A 17,831-nucleotide genomic window follows, 5' to 3' on the forward strand; every position below is an offset into this window, starting at 1 on the left:
CTCTTACTATTATGGAAAACCAACCGCCTATTTCGCCTTTAACGCCTGCTCCCATATCACTGAGTGAGTCCGATGCCCGCATGTGGGCTATGCTTGCTCATCTGAGTGCAATACCGGGTTCTTTCGTGTTGATTGGCAGCGTAGTAGCTCCACTTATTATTTGGCAGATTCAAAAAGAAAAATCGGCTTATGTCGACTATCATGGTAAAGAAGCCGTTAATTTTCAAATCACAATGGCCATTGCAGCGGCCATATCATTTCTGCTCATGATTCTCGTGATTGGGGTATTCTTACTCTTCGTTGTCGGTGTGGTGTGGCTCGTTTTCACTATTATTGCTGCTGTAAAAGCCAACAACGGGGAATATTATCGTTATCCATTAACGATTCGGTTTATTAAATAAACTGTCTCCTGATTTAGCTCTTATCTAGTATTGCCAACTATTTTTTAGTATGAATCCTCAACAACAAAACCCTGAAGGGGCAATTGACGTCGAATTAAGCGAAGACATTGCCGAGGGTATTTATGCCAATCTGGCTATGATTGCTCACTCAAATAGTGAGTTTATCCTAGATTTTATCCGTCTGATGCCCGGTGTTCCTAAAGCTAAAGTGAAAGCCCGAATTATTCTGACACCCGAACACGCCAAGCGATTACTGGAAGCCCTGCGTGAAAACATTAGTCGCTTTGAAGAAGCCTACGGGGGTATTAACGAGCCGAACGAATTCCGGTTTCCGGCTGGGGGAGGCTTCGGCGGACCTGTTGGACAGGCATAATATCAGCAGAAAGACAAAAGGCGTAAAAGAAGTAGTTTATCTATCTACTTCTTTTACGCCTTTTGTCGTATATCTAAAATCTTCTACTTTGGCTTTCAAACAGTTTTCCGTATCTTTGCACCTCAAAATTCGGGGAGACTGTTTTTTCATAAATCAAATTCAAGAATGCCTACTATACAACAACTAGTGCGCAAGGGCCGCGAAAAGCTGATCGACAAGTCGAAGTCGCCAGCTTTGGATTCCTGCCCACAACGTCGGGGCGTGTGTACGCGTGTGTACACAACGACGCCGAAGAAGCCGAACTCGGCCCTTCGGAAAGTCGCCCGGGTTCGCTTGACGAACCAAAAAGAAGTGAACGCCTACATTCCAGGTGAAGGCCACAACTTGCAGGAGCACTCGATTGTGCTGATTCGCGGTGGCCGGGTAAAAGATCTTCCGGGTGTTCGTTACCACATCATTCGGGGTGCTCTGGATACGGCTGGCGTAAGCGGTCGTCTGCAAAGCCGTTCGAAATATGGTGCCAAACGTCCTAAACCAGGTCAGGCTCCAGTTAAAGGTGGCAAAGGTGCACCTCCAGCAAAAGGCAAAAAGAAGTAAAGTGATGCTGACTTATGACGTGTTTTAAACAAACATAGCATACGGTTTATGTCACAGTAAAAAATAGGACTGGACGTTAGAACGCTCATCTGAAGTCGGGCTACGTTCAGAGTAAGACCAAAAATCTGAAGCAAACATGAGAAAGGCGAAGCCACCCAAGCGTTACGTATTACCTGACCCCAAATATAAAGAGGTCCTTGTAACCAAATTTGTAAATAACCTGATGTACGAAGGCAAAAAGAGCTTAGCGTACTCCATATTCTACGACGCCCTCGATGTGGTTGCCAAGCGCACCAGCGAGAGCGGTCTTGATACCTGGAAAAAGGCATTGAATAACGTCATGCCATCAGTTGAAGTAAAAAGCCGTCGCGTCGGTGGAGCTACCTTTCAGGTACCAACCGAAGTACGGGCAGACCGGAAGGTCGCGGTAGGCATGAAATGGCTTATCCGGTTCGCTCGTTCGCGAGGTGAAAAAACAATGGTAGACCGGTTAGCAGCCGAAATCGTCGCAGCCGCTAAAGGCGAAGGCGCAGCTGTGAAAAAGAAGGATGATACGCACCGTATGGCCGAAGCCAACAAGGCGTTCTCTCACTTCCGGTTCTAAACCAATTAATCCTGGCCACAATCCCGATGGCCGTCGAATTCGCAAAAGCCACTCAATATTGGGTGGCTTTTGTTATTTTTACACACATGACAACTTTAGAAAACGACTACCTCCGCGTCTCTATCCGGCCAAAAGGAGCCGAACTGACATCAATTGTCCATAAGCCAACGGATATTGAACACCTCTGGCAGGCTGACCCGAGTGTATGGGGATGGCATGCACCTAATTTGTTTCCCGTGGTAGGAGGATGCCTGAATAATCAATTGCTGATTGATGGGAAAACGTATCCAATTGAACGCCACGGTTTTGCCCGACAATCTCTTTTTGATACCACCGAATCAACGACGAATCATGCTATTTTCTCGTTACGGTCGAGCGAAGAAACGCGCGTACATTTCCCATATACGTTCGAATTTCAAATCTTATATGAACTCGACGGCCCTCGGCTTACAATTACCTACCGACTGGTAAATGAGGATGAACAGCCTATTTTCTTCTCGGTTGGGGCACATCCAGCGTTTGCCGTACCATTCGAATCTGGTGAAAATTATGAAGACTACTTTATTGAATTTGAACAGGTAGAGCCATTAGAAACGCATATGCTCTCGTCGGCGGGTTATTTTACTGGCGAAACAAAACCTGTTCCAACCGTAGAAGTCAATACGTCAGAACGTAGACTTGCCTTAACGAAGCATTTGTTTGATGACGATGCGTTAGTATTCAAAAATTTGGTGGCCAGGCGGGTAACTATTCGCAGCGACAAGCATAACCACGCTTTATCGGTTGAGTATCCGGCATTTCCGTATTTGGGAGTATGGGCCAAGCCTAGTGCGCCCTTTGTTTGTATTGAACCGTGGCTGGGTTGTGCCGACAGCGAGGGAGAGCCCAAGCCAATTCAACAGAAGGAAGCTATTCAACAGGTAGAACCAGGGCGGGTATTTGAAGCCGCTTTCTGGATTGACGTTAGTTAGTTTTACATCATAGCTCCGGCATGGGATAAATGGATGGAGCTATGATGTAAATTATTGCGTTTCTTCTAACGTCGTGAAGTCTTTAAACGTCCGTTTTATGGCTTTATCAGTTGCTTCTTTTTTGCTTTGCCAGTTGGCATCTAATTCCAACGCCACTAGGCCACTTAGACTCATAGTACTCCGAAAATCGTCTAATTTTTTCACAAATTCCCCATTACGCCGAGCCGATTTTAGGGCAAACTCACGAGCAAATACGTCACCCTTATTCTGTAACTCGCTTTTCTTACCCAGCACGTAGTTGTACCGGTCGAGCAGGTCCTTCATGGATTTGCCAATTACTTCCGTTGCTTCGAGCGTTCCCATTGTGAGCACGGCTGTACCACCAATGGCAGAAATAAGGCGGCCATTATTTTGAGCACTCTGGCTTGTACTTGACCCAGTAACGGCTGGTGTTACACCTGTTACCGCTCCTAATGACGCATTCGTAACCGACCGGTTACGCTTGCCGCCTTTAGCTCTTTTATAATCGTACTTTAATTGCTCCTCTTTATCGCCCAACTGCTCGACCAGACCCCAGGCTTGCACCAGCACCTGTCGATATTGATTGTAGTAGTAACGGTCTTTTTCGGCCTCGTTAACGGTATTGACAATGGTGAATGTTATTCGGCGTTCTTCCCGATTCTGCGCTTTATCCAGCACATAAAACGTTATTTGTACATTCAGAGAATCGTAGGGATCTCTTACGAAATCATAGCCCGGTTGCCAGATAAACTCGTACTGATTATCCGTATTTTTAACCAAAGCTGTTTTCGGAATTTGCTGATTATCAGATAGGAAGCCGAAGGTCGCAACGTCATCTTCACCATTAGGATCTGAAAGGTAAAATTTGAGATTTACCGTCGCATTTTCACGCAATTTATAATTGGTTTCCTTTGGAATAACAGCAATATCGGGTGGTAGATCCATCTGCGTAACTTCCACTTTTAGCCGCCCCTTTGTGCGAGTTTTGGCAGGCTGGTCTTCCACCCAAAACTCAATATATTGAGGTGATAGCTTCAGCCGGTTGAATTGATTGAGCGACAGTGTCCACGTCAGTTCACCCTGCGATGACATTTTACTACCCTCCGGCATTTGGTCGGCAATTGGGATAAAGGCTATCGGGTCACCGTCGTCGTCATGTACTACCTGAGGATCCATTTTGTAGGTATTCTGCGTTCGGTAGCTTACATAAAATGGCCGCAGTTCGCCAATTACAGGCGGGCGGTTTACATGCATTATTTTAAAGTCACTGTTTTGCGAAGCTGTTTGGCCACGCTTGTTTCGAACCTCAAAACTAACTGGGTAAGTTTTAGTTGTTTGAATACGGTCGGCCAGATCAAAGCCGGGTGTCCAACTAAAATGGCCCAACGAATCAAGTTGCATGCCATCCTGCTTGTCACCTCCAAAAGAAAATTTAAGTGAGTCTGTAGAGAACCCAGCGGCTTTTAAATCAAACCGAACAGTACTGCCTTCGGGCACAACATTCCAGTTGGTTTGCGTAGGTAGAAGTAGTTGTAGTGATTTAGAATCCTGCGCATGGAGGCTACTAATTGTACTTATGAGTAGCATCCACGCCATTACACCGGCAGTTCGGTTCATAGTGACGTTGAAAGGTGGTCTGTCTTGAAAAACGTAAAAATAGGTTGAAGATTTCGTCTTATCGGGATTATAAACCTGGTTTGAGACTTTTCGTAGCTATTAGGTTTATTCTGCCTATAATAATTATACTTTTCTAGTGAAAAGTGATAATACACTTATCCGTGTAGGAACAAAAAGTTAAGCTCAGAAAAAAGTCGCTTCCCGTTAGCAGGAAGCGACTTTAAAACACAAGATCTATTCTAACCCTAGTTTTTCTTCGGCGCTGCGGCTGAACCAGTCGCTGGTCTTGCCGCTGGTGGCGTACTACCTCCGGTCGTTGCCGGTTTTGCAGCAGTTGCCTTAGAAGGATCGATACCTAGTTTCTTCAATACCAATTCCGTAAGATTATTCTCTTCTGGGGCAACCAACAAAATTGGAATAGTGTTGGCACCGGCATCCAGATTAAATACATATTGATAGCCTGCTTCTTTCGCCACAGCATCAATAGCCTTCTGAATTTTCTGTACAACTGGATTAACCAATTGTTGGTATTTCGTTTGCAGTGACTGCTCAGCCGTACGACCAAATTCCTGAATACGGGCCTGAAGTCCCTGCAATTCAGTTTCACGGTCTTTCTTAATTACGTCCGACATTTGAGCTGCTCCCTTTTGGTAGGCCTCATATTTATCTTCCAATTCTTTATTCATGCGCTTCATTTCGTTTTCCGACTGTGTGCGCTGAATGGTCAACTGGTTCTGAATATCTTTTGCTTCGGGCGTTTGTGATAGCACGTAATCAATGTTCGTGTAGCCTAACTTTAATGGACCAGCTGTAGCAGTCGTTGCCGGCGTTATAGTCGGGGCTTGTGCCTGTGCGCTTAAACCGCCCATTAGAAGGGCTGCTGCAAACGCCATGACGAGGTTTTTCTTCATCTCGAATTAGTTGTTTGTATTACTTAGGTTTTATGGTTGTTTTATTTATTGGATTACTGTTTGTAGCCGTTGGTTTAATATCTAAGCCTAGTTCTTCCATTACATAGTCTGAATAGTCATGTCTTGGATTTGTGTACAGCATAACAAAATCAGATGCTTTGTCGAACATAAAATCCAGTTTTTTCTGCAAACATATCTTTTCAACGGCCCGGTTCACTAACTCCATTGGCGATTTCATTAATTCCTTTTTTTTCTCAAAGAGTAATCCCTGGTAGCCAAACACTTTATTGTTGTACTCCCGTGCTTCGCGCTCTTTATCACCAATAGCACGCTGCCGGTCACGTTTCATGTCTTCGGTCAACAGAATTTCTTCTGCCTGATAAGCTTTCTGTAGCTTATCAATTTCGACATATTTATCCTGAATATCTTTCGACCACTTATCCGCAAATTTATCAATTTCGCTTAGTGCTTTCTGATATTCGGGCATTTTGCCAAAAATGAACTCAGTGTCCACGTACCCAAACTTTTGCGCCTTTGCAGGTGTAGACACCCAAACAGCGCACAAAAGTACGAAAAATAGGGCTTTCTTCATTGATTGTGCGTCAATTTTTGCAGGAAGTAATTGATTGTCAAGGTTACATTAATCTAACCGATTAGCCTTTTGAACTCTAATCGGTTAGATTAAAAACGTTTAACCTGCCAAAATCTTATCTTAACTGCTGCCCAATCGTAAAGTGGAATTGACCGGAAGCTTTATCCTTGACCCCTGGAATCTTGTCGAAACCATATCCATAATCAATACCGATCAAGCCAAAGGCTGGCATAAAGATACGCGCTCCGAAGCCTGCTGACCGCTTCAGGTCGAATGGATTGTATTGCTTGTAACTACCCCAGTTATTACCGGCTTCCATGAATGTCAGGACGAAGATTGTAGCCGATGGATTCAATGAAACCGGGTAACGCAGCTCAGCAACAAATTTGTTGTAAACGACACCACCCTGGCTACGGGCCGTAGCATCGACAGCCCGGTCGTAGTCGGCAGTGTAAACACTACGGTCATCGTAACCACGGAGACCAATAATGTCCTGTGCCAGTGCGAACTGCCCCTGACCAGCCAAACCTGAGCCGCCTAACACAAACCGCTCGAATGGCCCGATAGAGGTACGTTTGTTATAGCTGCCCAAGAAACCAAGGTGGGCGCGGGTATTAAGCACCAATTTCCCAAAAACTGTCTGGAACCAACTGGCATCGAACATCCATTTATGGTATTCCACAAACTTGTACTTATCCTTTGGGGCCTCGGTTGCAGTTGTTGTGCGCCAAGCCGAGTAGGGGGGCGTAAACGAACCACTAAGTGTAAACGACGAACCGTTACGCGGGAACTGCGGGTTATCGATGCTGTTACGCGATATGGTTGTGTTGAACGTAATGTTGTTCGAAATTCCGTCTTTATACCCTATGTAAAACAAATCGAGGTTGTTCAGGTCATACCGCTGAAACGAAATCGAATTGCTCAAACTAAAGTAATCATCTGGAATTTTCAATTGACGTCCCAAGCCGACTGTAATTGCGGTGTTCGTATAAGATCCGGTTGGTTTACGACCTTTTAAGCTTTGGTAAATACTATTAGGGTTCAAAGGATCGTAGAACGTTTGATAGACTGTATGACTGGCGCTAACCGATAGGGCATTGGGTTTGCGCCCACCTAACCAAGGCTCCGTGAATGACAGCGAGTACACCTGATATTGGGAGCCATTGGCCTGGAAACGCAACTGCACTCGTTGACCATCTCCGGCTGGCAAAGGCCGCCATGCCTTCAAATTTGGAATATTGCGGGCCGAGAAGTTATTGAACGTTAACCCAAGCGTACCGACGAAGCCTACATAACCGCCCCAACCACCCGATAACTCAATCTGGTCTGAGGGTTTTTCTTCAACTGTATATTCAATGTCAACCGTTCCGTCGTTCTGCGGTACAGGATTGATACCAATTTTCTCCGGATCGAAATAGCCCAGCGTTGATAATTCCCGTTGTGTACGAATCAAGTTCGTTTTTGAAAATTTCTGTCCCGGCAGTGTTCTGATGGTACGCATCACCACATGGTCACTGGTTTTGGTGTTACCATTTAGAATGACTTTATTAATTGTCGCCTGCTTACCTTCAAAAATGCGAATTTCGAGGTCGATTGAGTCGCCTTCAATGGCCTTTTCAATGGGTTGGGCATTGTAATACAAGTAGCCAAGATCCATGTACTGCGAACTTAAATCCTGACCAGGGTTGCCGTTCATGCGCTTATCCAGGTCGTCTGGATTATACACATCGCCTTTCGTTACGCCCAGCACGGTACGAAGTTGGGCAGCTGTATAAAGGTAATTACCCGTGAAATCAATATTCCGATAATAGTATTGATGACCTTCGTTTATCTTCAGATTAATGCTAATAGCATTGCCACCCTTATTGACAACTGTGTCGTGTTCAATGGTAGCATCACGATACCCGAGCTTGTTATAATACTCAAGCAGCTTCAGCTTGTCTTCCTCGTATTTTTTAGGAACAAACTTCGACGGTGAGAACACCCGCCCGAAACGTTGCTCTTTAGTGTTTTTCATCTTCATCCGAACAGCCGATTCATCTACGCTACTCAGACCCTCGAAGTTAATTTTTGCAATTTTTACTTTTTGCCCTTTATCAACCAATACACGCATGGTGGCATTGTTGCGGGTACTGTCGGGTATGGTCGTAATTTTAACTTTCGTATTCAGGTAGCCCTTATCGACGAAGAACTTTCGTACGGCCATTTGGGTGTTTTTCGTAATTGTGTTGGTTACGATCTTACCCAGATTGAGTTTTACTTTATCCTTCAGGTTATCCTGTTCACCTTTTTTAACGCCCATGAAACTAACCCGGTAAAGTCGGGGCCGCTCCTGCACATGAAACATCAGTGATATTTTATTGTCGGCCACGTTAGTAGCAAATAACTCGACGTTATCTAACAAGCCGGATTCCATTAGTTTTCGCACCGACGAACCGATTGCTTCACCCGGAATGCGAATTTTGTCGCCCAGTTTCAACCCGCCCAGAGAAACCAGCGAATTTGGATCGAGATAGCGAGTGCCCGTTACCGTTAACCCTGCAATTTCATATTCTTTGGGGCTAGCGTAATTAAGCAGATCGTTACTTTCTGTTGTTGGAGCGGCCTTATCGCGACCAATGCCAACGCGCACCTGAGCCCGGACCTGAGCAGACAATAAACTAATGAGCAGGCAAACGGCTCCTACTATAACTTTTATACGGTGTTCCAAGTTGTAATACGTATTATGTTGGTGATTTTCAGGAGCCAGTTTCAAACAAAATGGTTGGAATATGATATTATATTTCCCAAGTTGTAAGCGGTTGACTCCCTATACTATCTTATTTAGCTAATTGCTCGCTGATTTTACCAAACCGGCGTTCACGTTGTTGATACGTTAAAATAGCTTTATACAGGTGCTCTCTACGGAAATCAGGCCAAAGCACATCGGGCATATATAGTTCAGAGTAAGCTAGTTGCCAAAGCATAAAGTTACTAATGCGCATTTCGCCACTAGTACGGATCATTAGTTCGGGGTCGGGAATGCCACTTGTGGCAAGGTGTTGCCCGAATACGGTTTCGTCAATTTGGTCTGGTGTCAGTTTGCCATCGCGAACATCTGCCGCCAGTTGCCGAACAGCTTCCAAAATTTCCCAGCGTCCGCTGTAGCTAAGAGCCAGTATCAGCGTCAGGCCAGTATTTTGGCTTGTTTCGCGGATAGCTTCAGCCAGTTCACGTTGACAATCGCCGGGTAAACTATCTATATGACCAATGGTCGCCAGTCGTACGTTGTTGTCCATCAGCGTTTTAATCTCTCCCCGAATGGTGTGAACCAGCAACGTCATCAATGCATCTACTTCAAATTTCGGACGTTTCCAGTTCTCGGTTGAAAAGGTATACAACGTCAGAAACTTCACGCCTAATTCAGCGCATCCTTCCGTTACCTCACGAACGGCCTTAATCGCATTGCGATGGCCAAATACCCTGGCAGCGCCCTGTTGTTTAGCCCAGCGTCCGTTTCCGTCCATGATAACGGCTATGTGCTGGGGCAGATTGCTCGGGTCAATATGTTCTTTCATCCCAATGGGGGAGTTTTAACAAAACTTAACAAGACCGCGAAGATACGGAAATTTAGTTAGTCGGTAAGCCAGTATAGAGGGAAGAGGGAGTTAAGTTTACTGGTGAAGCGTTCGCCTATTGAATCATACGGCCTGATCTAGTGATTCAGCTATATAATTGACTGGATTTTACCGGTTAATTATATAGCTGAATCACCACAAACTCGTTTTATATCTCCATTCGCTTGTCAGACTAGTTGACTGACGAACTCTCCGTATCTTTGTCATTGAAGACTATACATCGGGGGTTGACGTTTTTACATATAGACTCTCGTTAACGTGTCCTTTTGCATATGAACCTCATTTTTTGGATGAATACCCGCCGTATCGGTGTGATTGCGTTGTTGCTGGTGGCTTTACTGAGTTGCAAAAAAGACGACGACACCGTTGCAACGCCCCAAACCATCACCGACCGTATTCTGGAAGATAGTCAATTTAGCCTGTTTAGGGCAGCCGTTGCCTACGCAGAAGTTGGCGATGTGCTCAAAGGAGGTAATCTAACTCTTTTCGCACCGAACGATGTCGCTTTTCAGGCATCGGGTCTGGCAACTCCAGCAGCCATTATGGCTTTTTCTAAAGATCAGGTCAAGGCAATCGTATTATATCATGTATTATACGGTTCCGTTTCGACATCAACGATTCCGACGGGTCTGAATTCTATCTCAACGGCCAGTAACGGGGTTGCCTATGTGAACAAAACGTCGGTTGGTACTATTTATATTAATAATGCACAGGTAATTCAGGCCGACATCGCTGTAGCCAATGGGTATGTGCATAGTATAGATCGGGTGCTCACTCCTTCGGCAGGAAATCTCCTGACAACAATCCAGAATAACCCGAATCTGACGTTTCTAACGGCGGCTATAAAGCGCATAAATACCAGCAATCCTAACCTGCTGGCAACGCTGGACACAGAATTATCTGCAAATAGTGTGACGGTGTTTGCCCCAAATGATTCGGCTTTTCAGTCGGCGGGCTATAAAGATTTGTCTGCTATTAATTCAGTCAGTTTGCAAACCTTGACAAACACACTGTTGTATCATGTTGTGCCAGGAGTAACATTTTCAAATCAGTTTCAAACGGGCAGTATCAGCACATTATTAAGTAATAACAAATTGACTGTGAGTTCAACCGCCAATCAAATTACAATTAAAGGTAATAAGAACACGACGGCAGCCACTATCAAGCAGGCTGATATAGCTGCCACTAACGGTGTGGTTCATATCATAGATCAGGTGTTGCAACCGTAATCTATAAAGATTAAGCAGTTTACAACCCTTTGCCACGTTTTAAGGTCAGTAAGCGTAGTACTATTGTTTCTTGTTACTCTATTTTTCATGTATAAACTTCATTTTGCCATTCTTGGCGCATTTCTTATTGGCGTACTGGCTTCTTGCCAAACGCAAAATATTGATGCCGGTGGCGATACCGCTACTACGTTTACGGCTAATATGGCCGACATTCAACGATATGTCACGAGTAAAGGATTGTCAGGAACCACCACCACCTCAGGGCTCTATTATTTATCTACTCAACCGGGCTCGTCAACGGTAGTGCCGGCCTATGGTCAGGAAATCGAATTCAATTACAAGCTATATGTGCTAAATGGTCCCAGTAATACGGGTAGCACGAGTACGACTGTCGTAACGGATAAACTGGTGGATTCCGCCTATGCCGTAACCTCTACGTTCTTTCCGCTTTTTGCCGGTTCACTAAAGGCAGGTTTGGAAGAGGGTTTGCTGAAAATGCACGAAGGTGAATCGGCAATATTGATCATGCCGTCTATTCTGGCATTTGGTACTGTAGCTACCACAGTTGGCACAATTATTCCGGCTAACTCGCCGGTTCGGTTCGATGTAACCCTGAGACGGGCACGAACCGAAGATCAGCAGATCGACGAGTATGTTGTAGCTAATAATCTGGTCGTTACCGAAAAAACTACAACTGGCGTGCGATTTATTAAAACGAAAGATAACCCAACGGGCCTTGTCCCAACAGCCGGTCAGATAATAACCGTAAATTATGCCGGTAAATTGCTGCGGGCTACTGCCGGGTTTGTTGGTGGTACGGGAACAGATACCAAAACGGTTGGAGTACTTAAATACGTGCCAGGTTTTGAAGAAGGCTTGGCTAAACTCAAAGTAGGGGAAAAAGCAACCGTTATTTTTCCGTCTTCACTGGGGTATGGGGCGGTAGGAGCGGCTCAGGATCAAACATACGTCATTCCACCCTATTCGCCAATTAGATTTGACCTGGAAGTAGTATCTGCGAAATAGCTCGTAAATAAATCTGTTCTTTTTACTCTATTTCCATGCGCAATTTATATTCATTCATTTTTAGTTGCTTGTTTATCAGTGGGTTATTTGCCTGTCATAAAGAAGACGTTGGCCTTACAGACGACAGTATCCTGCAGTCGAACAAAGAGGAAATTATTAACTACGCTACAAGCAAAGGTCTGTCTGGCGCAATGACTCCAACGGGCGTATATTATGCGTTGAATAAAGCTGGAGGTTCTACAGTAACCCCTGGAAACGGGCAGGAAGCTGAGTATAGCTATACGTTGTATACATTAGTTAGTGGTACCAGCAGTTCAACAGTGGTAACGGATAAACTTGTTGATTCGACCTTTGCAACCAAGTCTAGTTTTACATACCTCGTAGCCACTAATCCGGGATTGACGGAAGGGTTACTACGTATGCATGAAGGTGATCAGTCAACTATATTATTACCGTCTGTTTATGCATTTGGCACGGCAGGGAGTGGTAATGGGGTAATTTTACCTAACTCGCCCGTTCGACTTGATATAAATCTGAAACGGATACGGACGGAAGATCAACAGATAAATGAGTACATGACCGCGAATAAACTGACGCCTACTGAAGTAACGGTAAGCGGATTACGGTTCATCAAAACGCTCAGCAACTCTACCGGAAACACGCCAACTCCCGGGCAATCGCTCACTGTAAAATATAGAGGTCAGCTATTGCGAGCCACTGCTGCCTTCGATAGTACTGGTACGGGCACGTACCTGACGGCTATCGGCCAGTCTGTTCCAGGGTTTGATGAGGGATTAGCCAAACTCAAAGTAGGGGAAAAAGCAACGATTATTTTGCCGTCTAAACTAGGCTACGGGTCTGTTGGTAGGGGAAGTATCCCACCTTATGCCCCTATGCGATTTGATATAGAGTTGATTTTAGCGCAATAAATTTATTGCCAACCATGTAGTAGTAGTGGCTGCTGTTCTAGAACAGCAGCCACTTTTTGTTTCCGGCTACCGAAAATTCCCGTTTCCCGACTAGCAGACCGAAATAAAACACTACTGATAATGCTACTTAGTATATCAATAAGGTACAGATAGATGTATGTAATCTACTGGTAAAGGGTTAATAATATTTGGGAAAAGTTAAGTTTATCAAAATATAATAAAGATAAATTTTATTTATACTAAGCTTAGTTGTAAGTTGCGATTTATTTACAAAAATTTATCTATGAGAAATAAGTTTACATTGAATCGTTTTTTATTGAGTACAGCCATTTGGCTGCTACCGCTTACAGCTTTATTGGCGCAAGGGGTTCGGGGTCGAGTAACGGATATAACTACGAAATCTGCCATTCCAGGAGCGACAATTGTCGTTGCGAATACAAACACTGGTGTAACGGCTGATGCCAGCGGTGACTACACCATTAAATTGACTCCCGGTAAGTACACGTTGCGCGTTAGCTTCGTTGGATACGAGACATTGAGCGTGCCTGTAACGGTGACAGATGGAGAATCAGCGGTTGCCAATGCGTCGCTAACTGAAACCACATCCAGCTTAAACGAAGTTGTTGTCATTGGGTCAAGATCGCAGACGGCCCGGACGAACGTTCAAACGGCAGCACCGGTAGATGTAATTACAACCAAGGAACTGAAAGCTTTTCCTCAGGTGGATATTAGCCAGATTCTGAACTACGTGGCTCCCTCGTTCAACTCGAACCGTCAGACCGTTACAGACGGTACTGATCACATCGATCCGGCATCACTCAGAGGGTTGGGTCCCGATCAGGTTCTGGTATTGGTGAATGGTAAGCGTCGGCACACAACGGCCCTGGTAAACATCAATGGTTCAGTAGGTCGTGGTTCGGTCGGTACCGATATGAACGTGATTCCGGTAGCGGCTGTAGAACGTATTGAAGTACTCCGCGATGGGGCAGCAGCTCAATACGGTACGGATGCCATTGCGGGTGTTATTAACGTAGTACTCAAGAAAAATTATAACGGGTTTACGGCATCGCTTACAGGTGGACAAAACACGACCACCATGAAGTACATGATCCCTAATATTAGTGGCGGCTTGGATCAGAAAACTCAGAAGATAAATGATGGTGGCCTGGTTCAGTTTGATTTCTCGAAAGGGTTTCGCCTTGGCAAAGAAGGACGCCTATCCGTTAGCGGTCAGTACAACGAGCGAGGTAAAACCAACCGTAGTGGCGACGATAACAGTCCTACAATCTACCTTGGTTCGGCGGGCGGTTTTCCTGCTACTCCAAGCGGGCAGGACGCAACAACGTTTCGCAAAACACTAATTGCTCAAGATCAGGCGATCATTCAGCAACGTGGTTATGACCGTCATAACATGGTTGTTGGTAACTCGAACGCCAAAAATCTGGGCTTGTTCTTCAACGGTGGTATTCCGATTAACGGTAAGTCTGAGTTCTACTTTTCGGGGGGTATCACTCACCGTACAGGTACAGGCTATGGTAACAACCGCATACCAAACTCACGTAACCAGCAGCCGCTAAAACTTGATGGATCGCTTTATTACCCAGATGGTTTCCTGCCGGGTATTGGATCGAACATTAATGACCAATCGTTGATTTTGGGGTATAAAACGATGTTTGGACAGTGGAATGCAGATATCAGCAACGTAATTGGCCGAAATTCATTTGCCTTCAGCGTTACGAACTCTGGTAATGCATCGCTGCCCGCCAGTGATAATATACAAACCAGCTTCGACGCAGGTCAGCTTTCATTCCTTCAGAATACGTTCAATTTGGACTTAAGCCGGCGGTTTGTGTCGACGAATAGTGCCACACTCAACGTCGCCTATGGCGCTGAGTTTCGGTATGAGAACTTTCAGAATAAAGCGGGTGAACCCGGTTCTTATTCGGGCGATCCAACGCGTATCTTAACCCTGGCCCCTCCGGTATCGGGTACCGTGGTAGCGGCTCCGGGAGCGCAGGTATTTCCGGGTAATCAGCCAACTGACGCGTTGAGTAAGTCGCGGACCAGTCAGGCTGTTTATCTTGACCTTGAAGGCGAAAAAGGTAAATTGTTAATTGGTGCAGCCGGTCGCTTCGAAAATTATAGTGACTTTGGCTCAACCATCAACGGTAAACTGACGGCACGGCTTCAGGTAACGCCCGCTATTGCCTTGCGTGGATCGGCCAGTACGGGTTTCCGGGCACCATCGCTTCACCAACGGTATTTCCAAAATACCAGTACTCAGTTTGTGAATGGCTTGCCATCAAACACATTGACACTCAACAACGACAGCCCGATTGTTCGGAATGTGATTGGCGTAAATGCGCTGAAACCTGAAACTTCTGTAAACGTCGCTCTGGGTGTAACTGCCCGCGCTGGTCGTGCGTTTACCTTGACTGTCGATGCTTACCAGATTGACATTACGAACCGGATTGTGTATTCGGGGTCGTTTACCCGCGCTCAGTTGGGCTTCGGAGCAACCGATTATCCGGGTGTAAACTTAGTTCGTTTCTTTGCCAACGCTATTAACACCCGAACACGGGGTCTCGACATCGTTGCGGCTGAGCGACTTGATCTTGGGAAAGGTAAATTGGTCTTGACGGCTGCATTGAACTTCAATAAAAACACGGTGACGGCTATCAATAGTACTCCCTTGATTGATGATCCGAAAAATAATCCGGCTGGTGCTAACCCAAGTACGTGGTATCGGACTTCGCTATTTGACCGTAACCAGATTTCGATCATCGAAGATTATCTGCCCCGCAGCAAATGGAACCTGAGTGCAACCTACACGATTGGTAAGTTTGATATTACCGCGCGCACAGTGCGTTTTGGCGAAGTGAAATTCAAAACGTCAATCGACCCTGATGCCAAAAAAGCAGATGGTACCTTATGGAACACCCAGTTTCTGCGTGACGAAAGTCATGCCTTTATCGATCAGACGTTCAAGCCCGTTTGGATTACAGATTTGATTATAGCTTACCGGGCAACTAAAGCCATTGGCGTTTCGATTGGTGCCAATAATATTTTTGATGTGTACCCTGATCAACTTTACATTGACCCCCGTAATGCTCTTGGTAGCACCGATTACGCGTCTGGTCGTGACAACTCGAACCGGGGCCGTTTCCTTTATTCGCCAAATCAGGGCGGGTATAATGGACGCTATGTGTTTGGTCGGATAAATGTGAATTTTTAATCAACCGGAGTCAGTGAAAGCGTTTTGCTGACCATTCAGGAAGCGTTTTTAAAAGGCTACCTTTAAAACGAAACCCCGTTGGAGGTAACTCCAACGGGGTTTATTGTTGATACCAATTGGCCTTTCGCTCCTTATACCTACTCTAGTACATTACTTCGGTCCCATTCGAATGGCTCCATCCAGCCGAATTACTTCACCATTCAGCATAGGGTTTTCGATGATACTTTTAACCAGCATCGCATATTCTTCCGGTCGGCCAAGTCGAGACGGAAATGGTACCTGCTGACCCAATGACAACCGGGCTTCGTCGGGTAAACTTGCGAGCAAAGGCGTCTCAAACAGGCCAGGTGCAATAGTCATAACTCGTATACCGGAACGAGCCAGATCGCGGGCAATGGGCAGGGTCATGCCCACAATTCCACCTTTCGAGGCTGAGTAAGCGGCCTGTCCTATTTGACCGTCGTAAGCCGCGACAGATGCCGTATTGATAATAACACCCCGCTCTCCGGCGAATGGTCCGTCTTGTGGTTCATTACGTTCCATAGCAAGAGCTGCCAGCCGAATTACGTTGAATGTACCAATGAGGTTTATGGAAATGACTTTCTGGAAAACCGCCAGTGAATGCGCCCCGTAAACACCATCAACTTTGCCAAGTGTTTTCCGGGCTTCGGCCACACCCGCGCAGTTGACATTTATATGTAGGCCACCAAACGTTTCAATAGCGAGATTAATGGCTTCCTGCACATTAGCTTCGTCGGTCACGTTGGTTTTATGAAACCGAACAGTTGCGCCCAATTCCTCGACCAGTGCGTTGCCGCGCTCATCGTTCAAATCCAAAATGACAACATTAACACCGTTAAGGGCGAGTAAACGTGTAGTTGCCTCGCCTAATCCCGAAGCTCCTCCGGTAACGATGGCCGTTGAATTAGTGAGTTGCATGCGGCTTCTATTTACAAAATGGCCAGTAGTTCTTTTAGGTGGCTAATGTCGTAAGTCGGTGGATTGGTAACCCGCTGGCGTTGTGGGTTGTAAAACACAGTATCCAAATTAACGCTTTTCGCCCCCAAAATATCGGCTTCGTAGTTATCACCAATCATTAGACTTTCTGCTGCGTTGGTGCCACTAATTTCCATTGCATATTGGAATACTCGCGGATCCGGCTTTTTGGCGTTGGCGTTTTCACTTGTAACAACGTGGGTAAAATAATGTGCGATTTCAGAACTGTCCATTTTCAATGCCTGGATTTCGGCAAACCCATTGGTAATAATGTGCATTGTGTACCGACCTTTCAGATAATCCAATACCTCTTTGGCCGACTCCAACAAATGCGACTTGCGAGGCAACAAACGCAGATACTCGGTATTCAGGTCTGTATGAACAGCTGACTCATCGACACCTAACGCTCGAAATACCATTGGAAATCGGTGCTGTCTGATATAGCCGTGTTCAATAAGGTTTTTGTCGTAGTCGTCCCATAATTGCCGATTTATAGCAATGAAATGGCGGCTAAATTCAGCAGACGAAGCAATTCCCAGATCAGCTAAACGGAACGTATCGAACAATTCTGCAATACACTCCGCTGAGTTACGGTCGAAGTCCCAAAGAGTGTGATCAAGATCGAAAAAGAGGTGTTTGTACATAAAGGGTTAGTGCTTACTAGCTACTATTGGGCCGCCCATGCGGTTAGAGCCTATAATTTTCTCCTGAC

General features: G+C 45.5%; 16 protein-coding genes. 9 read left to right on the forward strand and 7 right to left on the reverse strand.

The genetic code is table 11. From position 1 onward, the window contains the following. Positions 1-11: 11 nt before the first annotated feature. From ACFS25_RS02590 to ACFS25_RS02610, 5 genes are all read left to right on the forward strand, one after another. Positions 12-401, forward strand: a complete 390-nt coding sequence (locus ACFS25_RS02590) for a DUF4870 domain-containing protein (protein ID WP_381496838.1) — start codon at positions 12-14, stop codon at positions 399-401. A gap of 49 nt (positions 402-450) precedes the next feature. Beyond that, on the forward strand, positions 451-774 hold the full coding sequence (locus ACFS25_RS02595; RefSeq protein WP_381496839.1) for a DUF3467 domain-containing protein: 324 nt from the start codon (positions 451-453) through the stop codon (positions 772-774). A gap of 165 nt (positions 775-939) precedes the next feature. Then, positions 940-1,371, forward strand: a complete 432-nt coding sequence (gene rpsL / locus ACFS25_RS02600; protein WP_381496840.1) for a 30S ribosomal protein S12 — start codon at positions 940-942, stop codon at positions 1,369-1,371. A 136-nt stretch (positions 1,372-1,507) separates the two neighbouring features. Further along, complete coding sequence (gene rpsG / locus ACFS25_RS02605) at positions 1,508-1,975, forward strand: 30S ribosomal protein S7 (protein ID WP_381496841.1); 468 nt, start codon at positions 1,508-1,510, stop codon at positions 1,973-1,975. 86 nt (positions 1,976-2,061) lie between these two features. Then, positions 2,062-2,946: an aldose 1-epimerase family protein gene (locus ACFS25_RS02610; protein WP_381496842.1), complete on the forward strand. Its 885-nt coding sequence runs from the start codon at positions 2,062-2,064 to the stop codon at positions 2,944-2,946. A 51-nt stretch (positions 2,947-2,997) separates the two neighbouring features. On the opposite strand, the gene ACFS25_RS02615 is transcribed toward ACFS25_RS02610, so the two are convergent. From ACFS25_RS02615 to ACFS25_RS02635, 5 genes are all read right to left on the reverse strand, one after another. After that, positions 2,998-4,584, reverse strand: a complete 1,587-nt coding sequence (locus ACFS25_RS02615) for a hypothetical protein (RefSeq protein ID WP_381496843.1) — start codon at positions 4,582-4,584, stop codon at positions 2,998-3,000. A 245-nt stretch (positions 4,585-4,829) separates the two neighbouring features. Next, positions 4,830-5,495 carry an OmpH family outer membrane protein gene (locus ACFS25_RS02620; protein ID WP_381496844.1) on the reverse strand — a complete coding sequence of 222 codons (666 nt, stop codon included), beginning with the start codon at positions 5,493-5,495 and terminating at the stop codon, positions 4,830-4,832. A gap of 19 nt (positions 5,496-5,514) precedes the next feature. Further along, positions 5,515-6,087, reverse strand: a complete 573-nt coding sequence (locus ACFS25_RS02625) for an OmpH family outer membrane protein (RefSeq protein WP_381496845.1) — start codon at positions 6,085-6,087, stop codon at positions 5,515-5,517. A 115-nt stretch (positions 6,088-6,202) separates the two neighbouring features. Continuing rightward, on the reverse strand, positions 6,203-8,797 hold the full coding sequence (gene bamA, locus ACFS25_RS02630; protein ID WP_381496846.1) for an outer membrane protein assembly factor BamA: 2,595 nt from the start codon (positions 8,795-8,797) through the stop codon (positions 6,203-6,205). A 109-nt stretch (positions 8,798-8,906) separates the two neighbouring features. Then, the gene (locus ACFS25_RS02635) at positions 8,907-9,644 is read right to left on the reverse strand and encodes an isoprenyl transferase (protein ID WP_381496847.1); all 738 of its coding nucleotides are present in this window, start codon (positions 9,642-9,644) and stop codon (positions 8,907-8,909) included. Positions 9,645-9,976: 332 nt separating this feature from the next. Between ACFS25_RS02635 and ACFS25_RS02640 the strand changes: the two genes are divergently transcribed. The 4 genes from ACFS25_RS02640 (at position 9,977) to ACFS25_RS02655 (ending at position 16,123) form a co-directional block, all read left to right on the forward strand. Further along, the gene (locus ACFS25_RS02640; protein WP_381496848.1) at positions 9,977-10,933 is read left to right on the forward strand and encodes a fasciclin domain-containing protein; all 957 of its coding nucleotides are present in this window, start codon (positions 9,977-9,979) and stop codon (positions 10,931-10,933) included. A gap of 87 nt (positions 10,934-11,020) precedes the next feature. Beyond that, positions 11,021-11,959 (forward strand): FKBP-type peptidyl-prolyl cis-trans isomerase, encoded by a 939-nt coding sequence (locus tag ACFS25_RS02645; protein ID WP_381496849.1) that lies wholly within the window; start codon positions 11,021-11,023, stop codon positions 11,957-11,959. A gap of 35 nt (positions 11,960-11,994) precedes the next feature. Next, positions 11,995-12,888 carry an FKBP-type peptidyl-prolyl cis-trans isomerase gene (locus ACFS25_RS02650; protein WP_381496850.1) on the forward strand — a complete coding sequence of 298 codons (894 nt, stop codon included), beginning with the start codon at positions 11,995-11,997 and terminating at the stop codon, positions 12,886-12,888. A 283-nt stretch (positions 12,889-13,171) separates the two neighbouring features. Then, complete coding sequence (locus ACFS25_RS02655; protein WP_381496851.1) at positions 13,172-16,123, forward strand: TonB-dependent receptor; 2,952 nt, start codon at positions 13,172-13,174, stop codon at positions 16,121-16,123. A 150-nt stretch (positions 16,124-16,273) separates the two neighbouring features. Here the strand turns inward: ACFS25_RS02655 and ACFS25_RS02660 are convergent, their stop codons facing one another. Then, entirely contained in the window at positions 16,274-17,062 is a 789-nt protein-coding gene (locus ACFS25_RS02660; RefSeq protein WP_381496852.1) for a 3-hydroxyacyl-CoA dehydrogenase, read from the reverse strand. 11 nt (positions 17,063-17,073) lie between these two features. Further along, complete coding sequence (locus tag ACFS25_RS02665; RefSeq protein WP_381496853.1) at positions 17,074-17,763, reverse strand: YjjG family noncanonical pyrimidine nucleotidase; 690 nt, start codon at positions 17,761-17,763, stop codon at positions 17,074-17,076. Positions 17,764-17,831 lie beyond the last annotated feature (68 nt).

Source organism: Spirosoma flavum, from assembly GCF_042686045.1.
GTDB lineage: Bacteria > Bacteroidota > Bacteroidia > Cytophagales > Spirosomataceae > Spirosoma > Spirosoma flavum.

What these genes read in the sequence shown, in the direction of transcription:
- ACFS25_RS02640 (WP_381496848.1), top strand. Translation starts at nt 9,977, where the DNA reads ATGAACCTCATTTTTTGGATGAATACCCGCCGTATCGGTGTGATTGCG.
- ACFS25_RS02620 (WP_381496844.1), bottom strand. Translation starts at nt 5,495, where the DNA reads ATGAAGAAAAACCTCGTCATGGCGTTTGCAGCAGCCCTTCTAATGGGC.
- ACFS25_RS02660 (WP_381496852.1), bottom strand. Translation starts at nt 17,062, where the DNA reads ATGCAACTCACTAATTCAACGGCCATCGTTACCGGAGGAGCTTCGGGA.
- ACFS25_RS02610 (WP_381496842.1), top strand. Translation starts at nt 2,062, where the DNA reads ATGACAACTTTAGAAAACGACTACCTCCGCGTCTCTATCCGGCCAAAA.
- ACFS25_RS02595 (WP_381496839.1), top strand. Translation starts at nt 451, where the DNA reads ATGAATCCTCAACAACAAAACCCTGAAGGGGCAATTGACGTCGAATTA.
- ACFS25_RS02625 (WP_381496845.1), bottom strand. Translation starts at nt 6,087, where the DNA reads ATGAAGAAAGCCCTATTTTTCGTACTTTTGTGCGCTGTTTGGGTGTCT.
- ACFS25_RS02655 (WP_381496851.1), top strand. Translation starts at nt 13,172, where the DNA reads ATGAGAAATAAGTTTACATTGAATCGTTTTTTATTGAGTACAGCCATT.
- rpsG (WP_381496841.1), top strand. Translation starts at nt 1,508, where the DNA reads ATGAGAAAGGCGAAGCCACCCAAGCGTTACGTATTACCTGACCCCAAA.
- ACFS25_RS02615 (WP_381496843.1), bottom strand. Translation starts at nt 4,584, where the DNA reads ATGAACCGAACTGCCGGTGTAATGGCGTGGATGCTACTCATAAGTACA.
- ACFS25_RS02635 (WP_381496847.1), bottom strand. Translation starts at nt 9,644, where the DNA reads ATGAAAGAACATATTGACCCGAGCAATCTGCCCCAGCACATAGCCGTT.
- ACFS25_RS02665 (WP_381496853.1), bottom strand. Translation starts at nt 17,763, where the DNA reads ATGTACAAACACCTCTTTTTCGATCTTGATCACACTCTTTGGGACTTC.
- ACFS25_RS02645 (WP_381496849.1), top strand. Translation starts at nt 11,021, where the DNA reads ATGTATAAACTTCATTTTGCCATTCTTGGCGCATTTCTTATTGGCGTA.
- rpsL (WP_381496840.1), top strand. Translation starts at nt 940, where the DNA reads ATGCCTACTATACAACAACTAGTGCGCAAGGGCCGCGAAAAGCTGATC.
- ACFS25_RS02590 (WP_381496838.1), top strand. Translation starts at nt 12, where the DNA reads ATGGAAAACCAACCGCCTATTTCGCCTTTAACGCCTGCTCCCATATCA.
- ACFS25_RS02650 (WP_381496850.1), top strand. Translation starts at nt 11,995, where the DNA reads ATGCGCAATTTATATTCATTCATTTTTAGTTGCTTGTTTATCAGTGGG.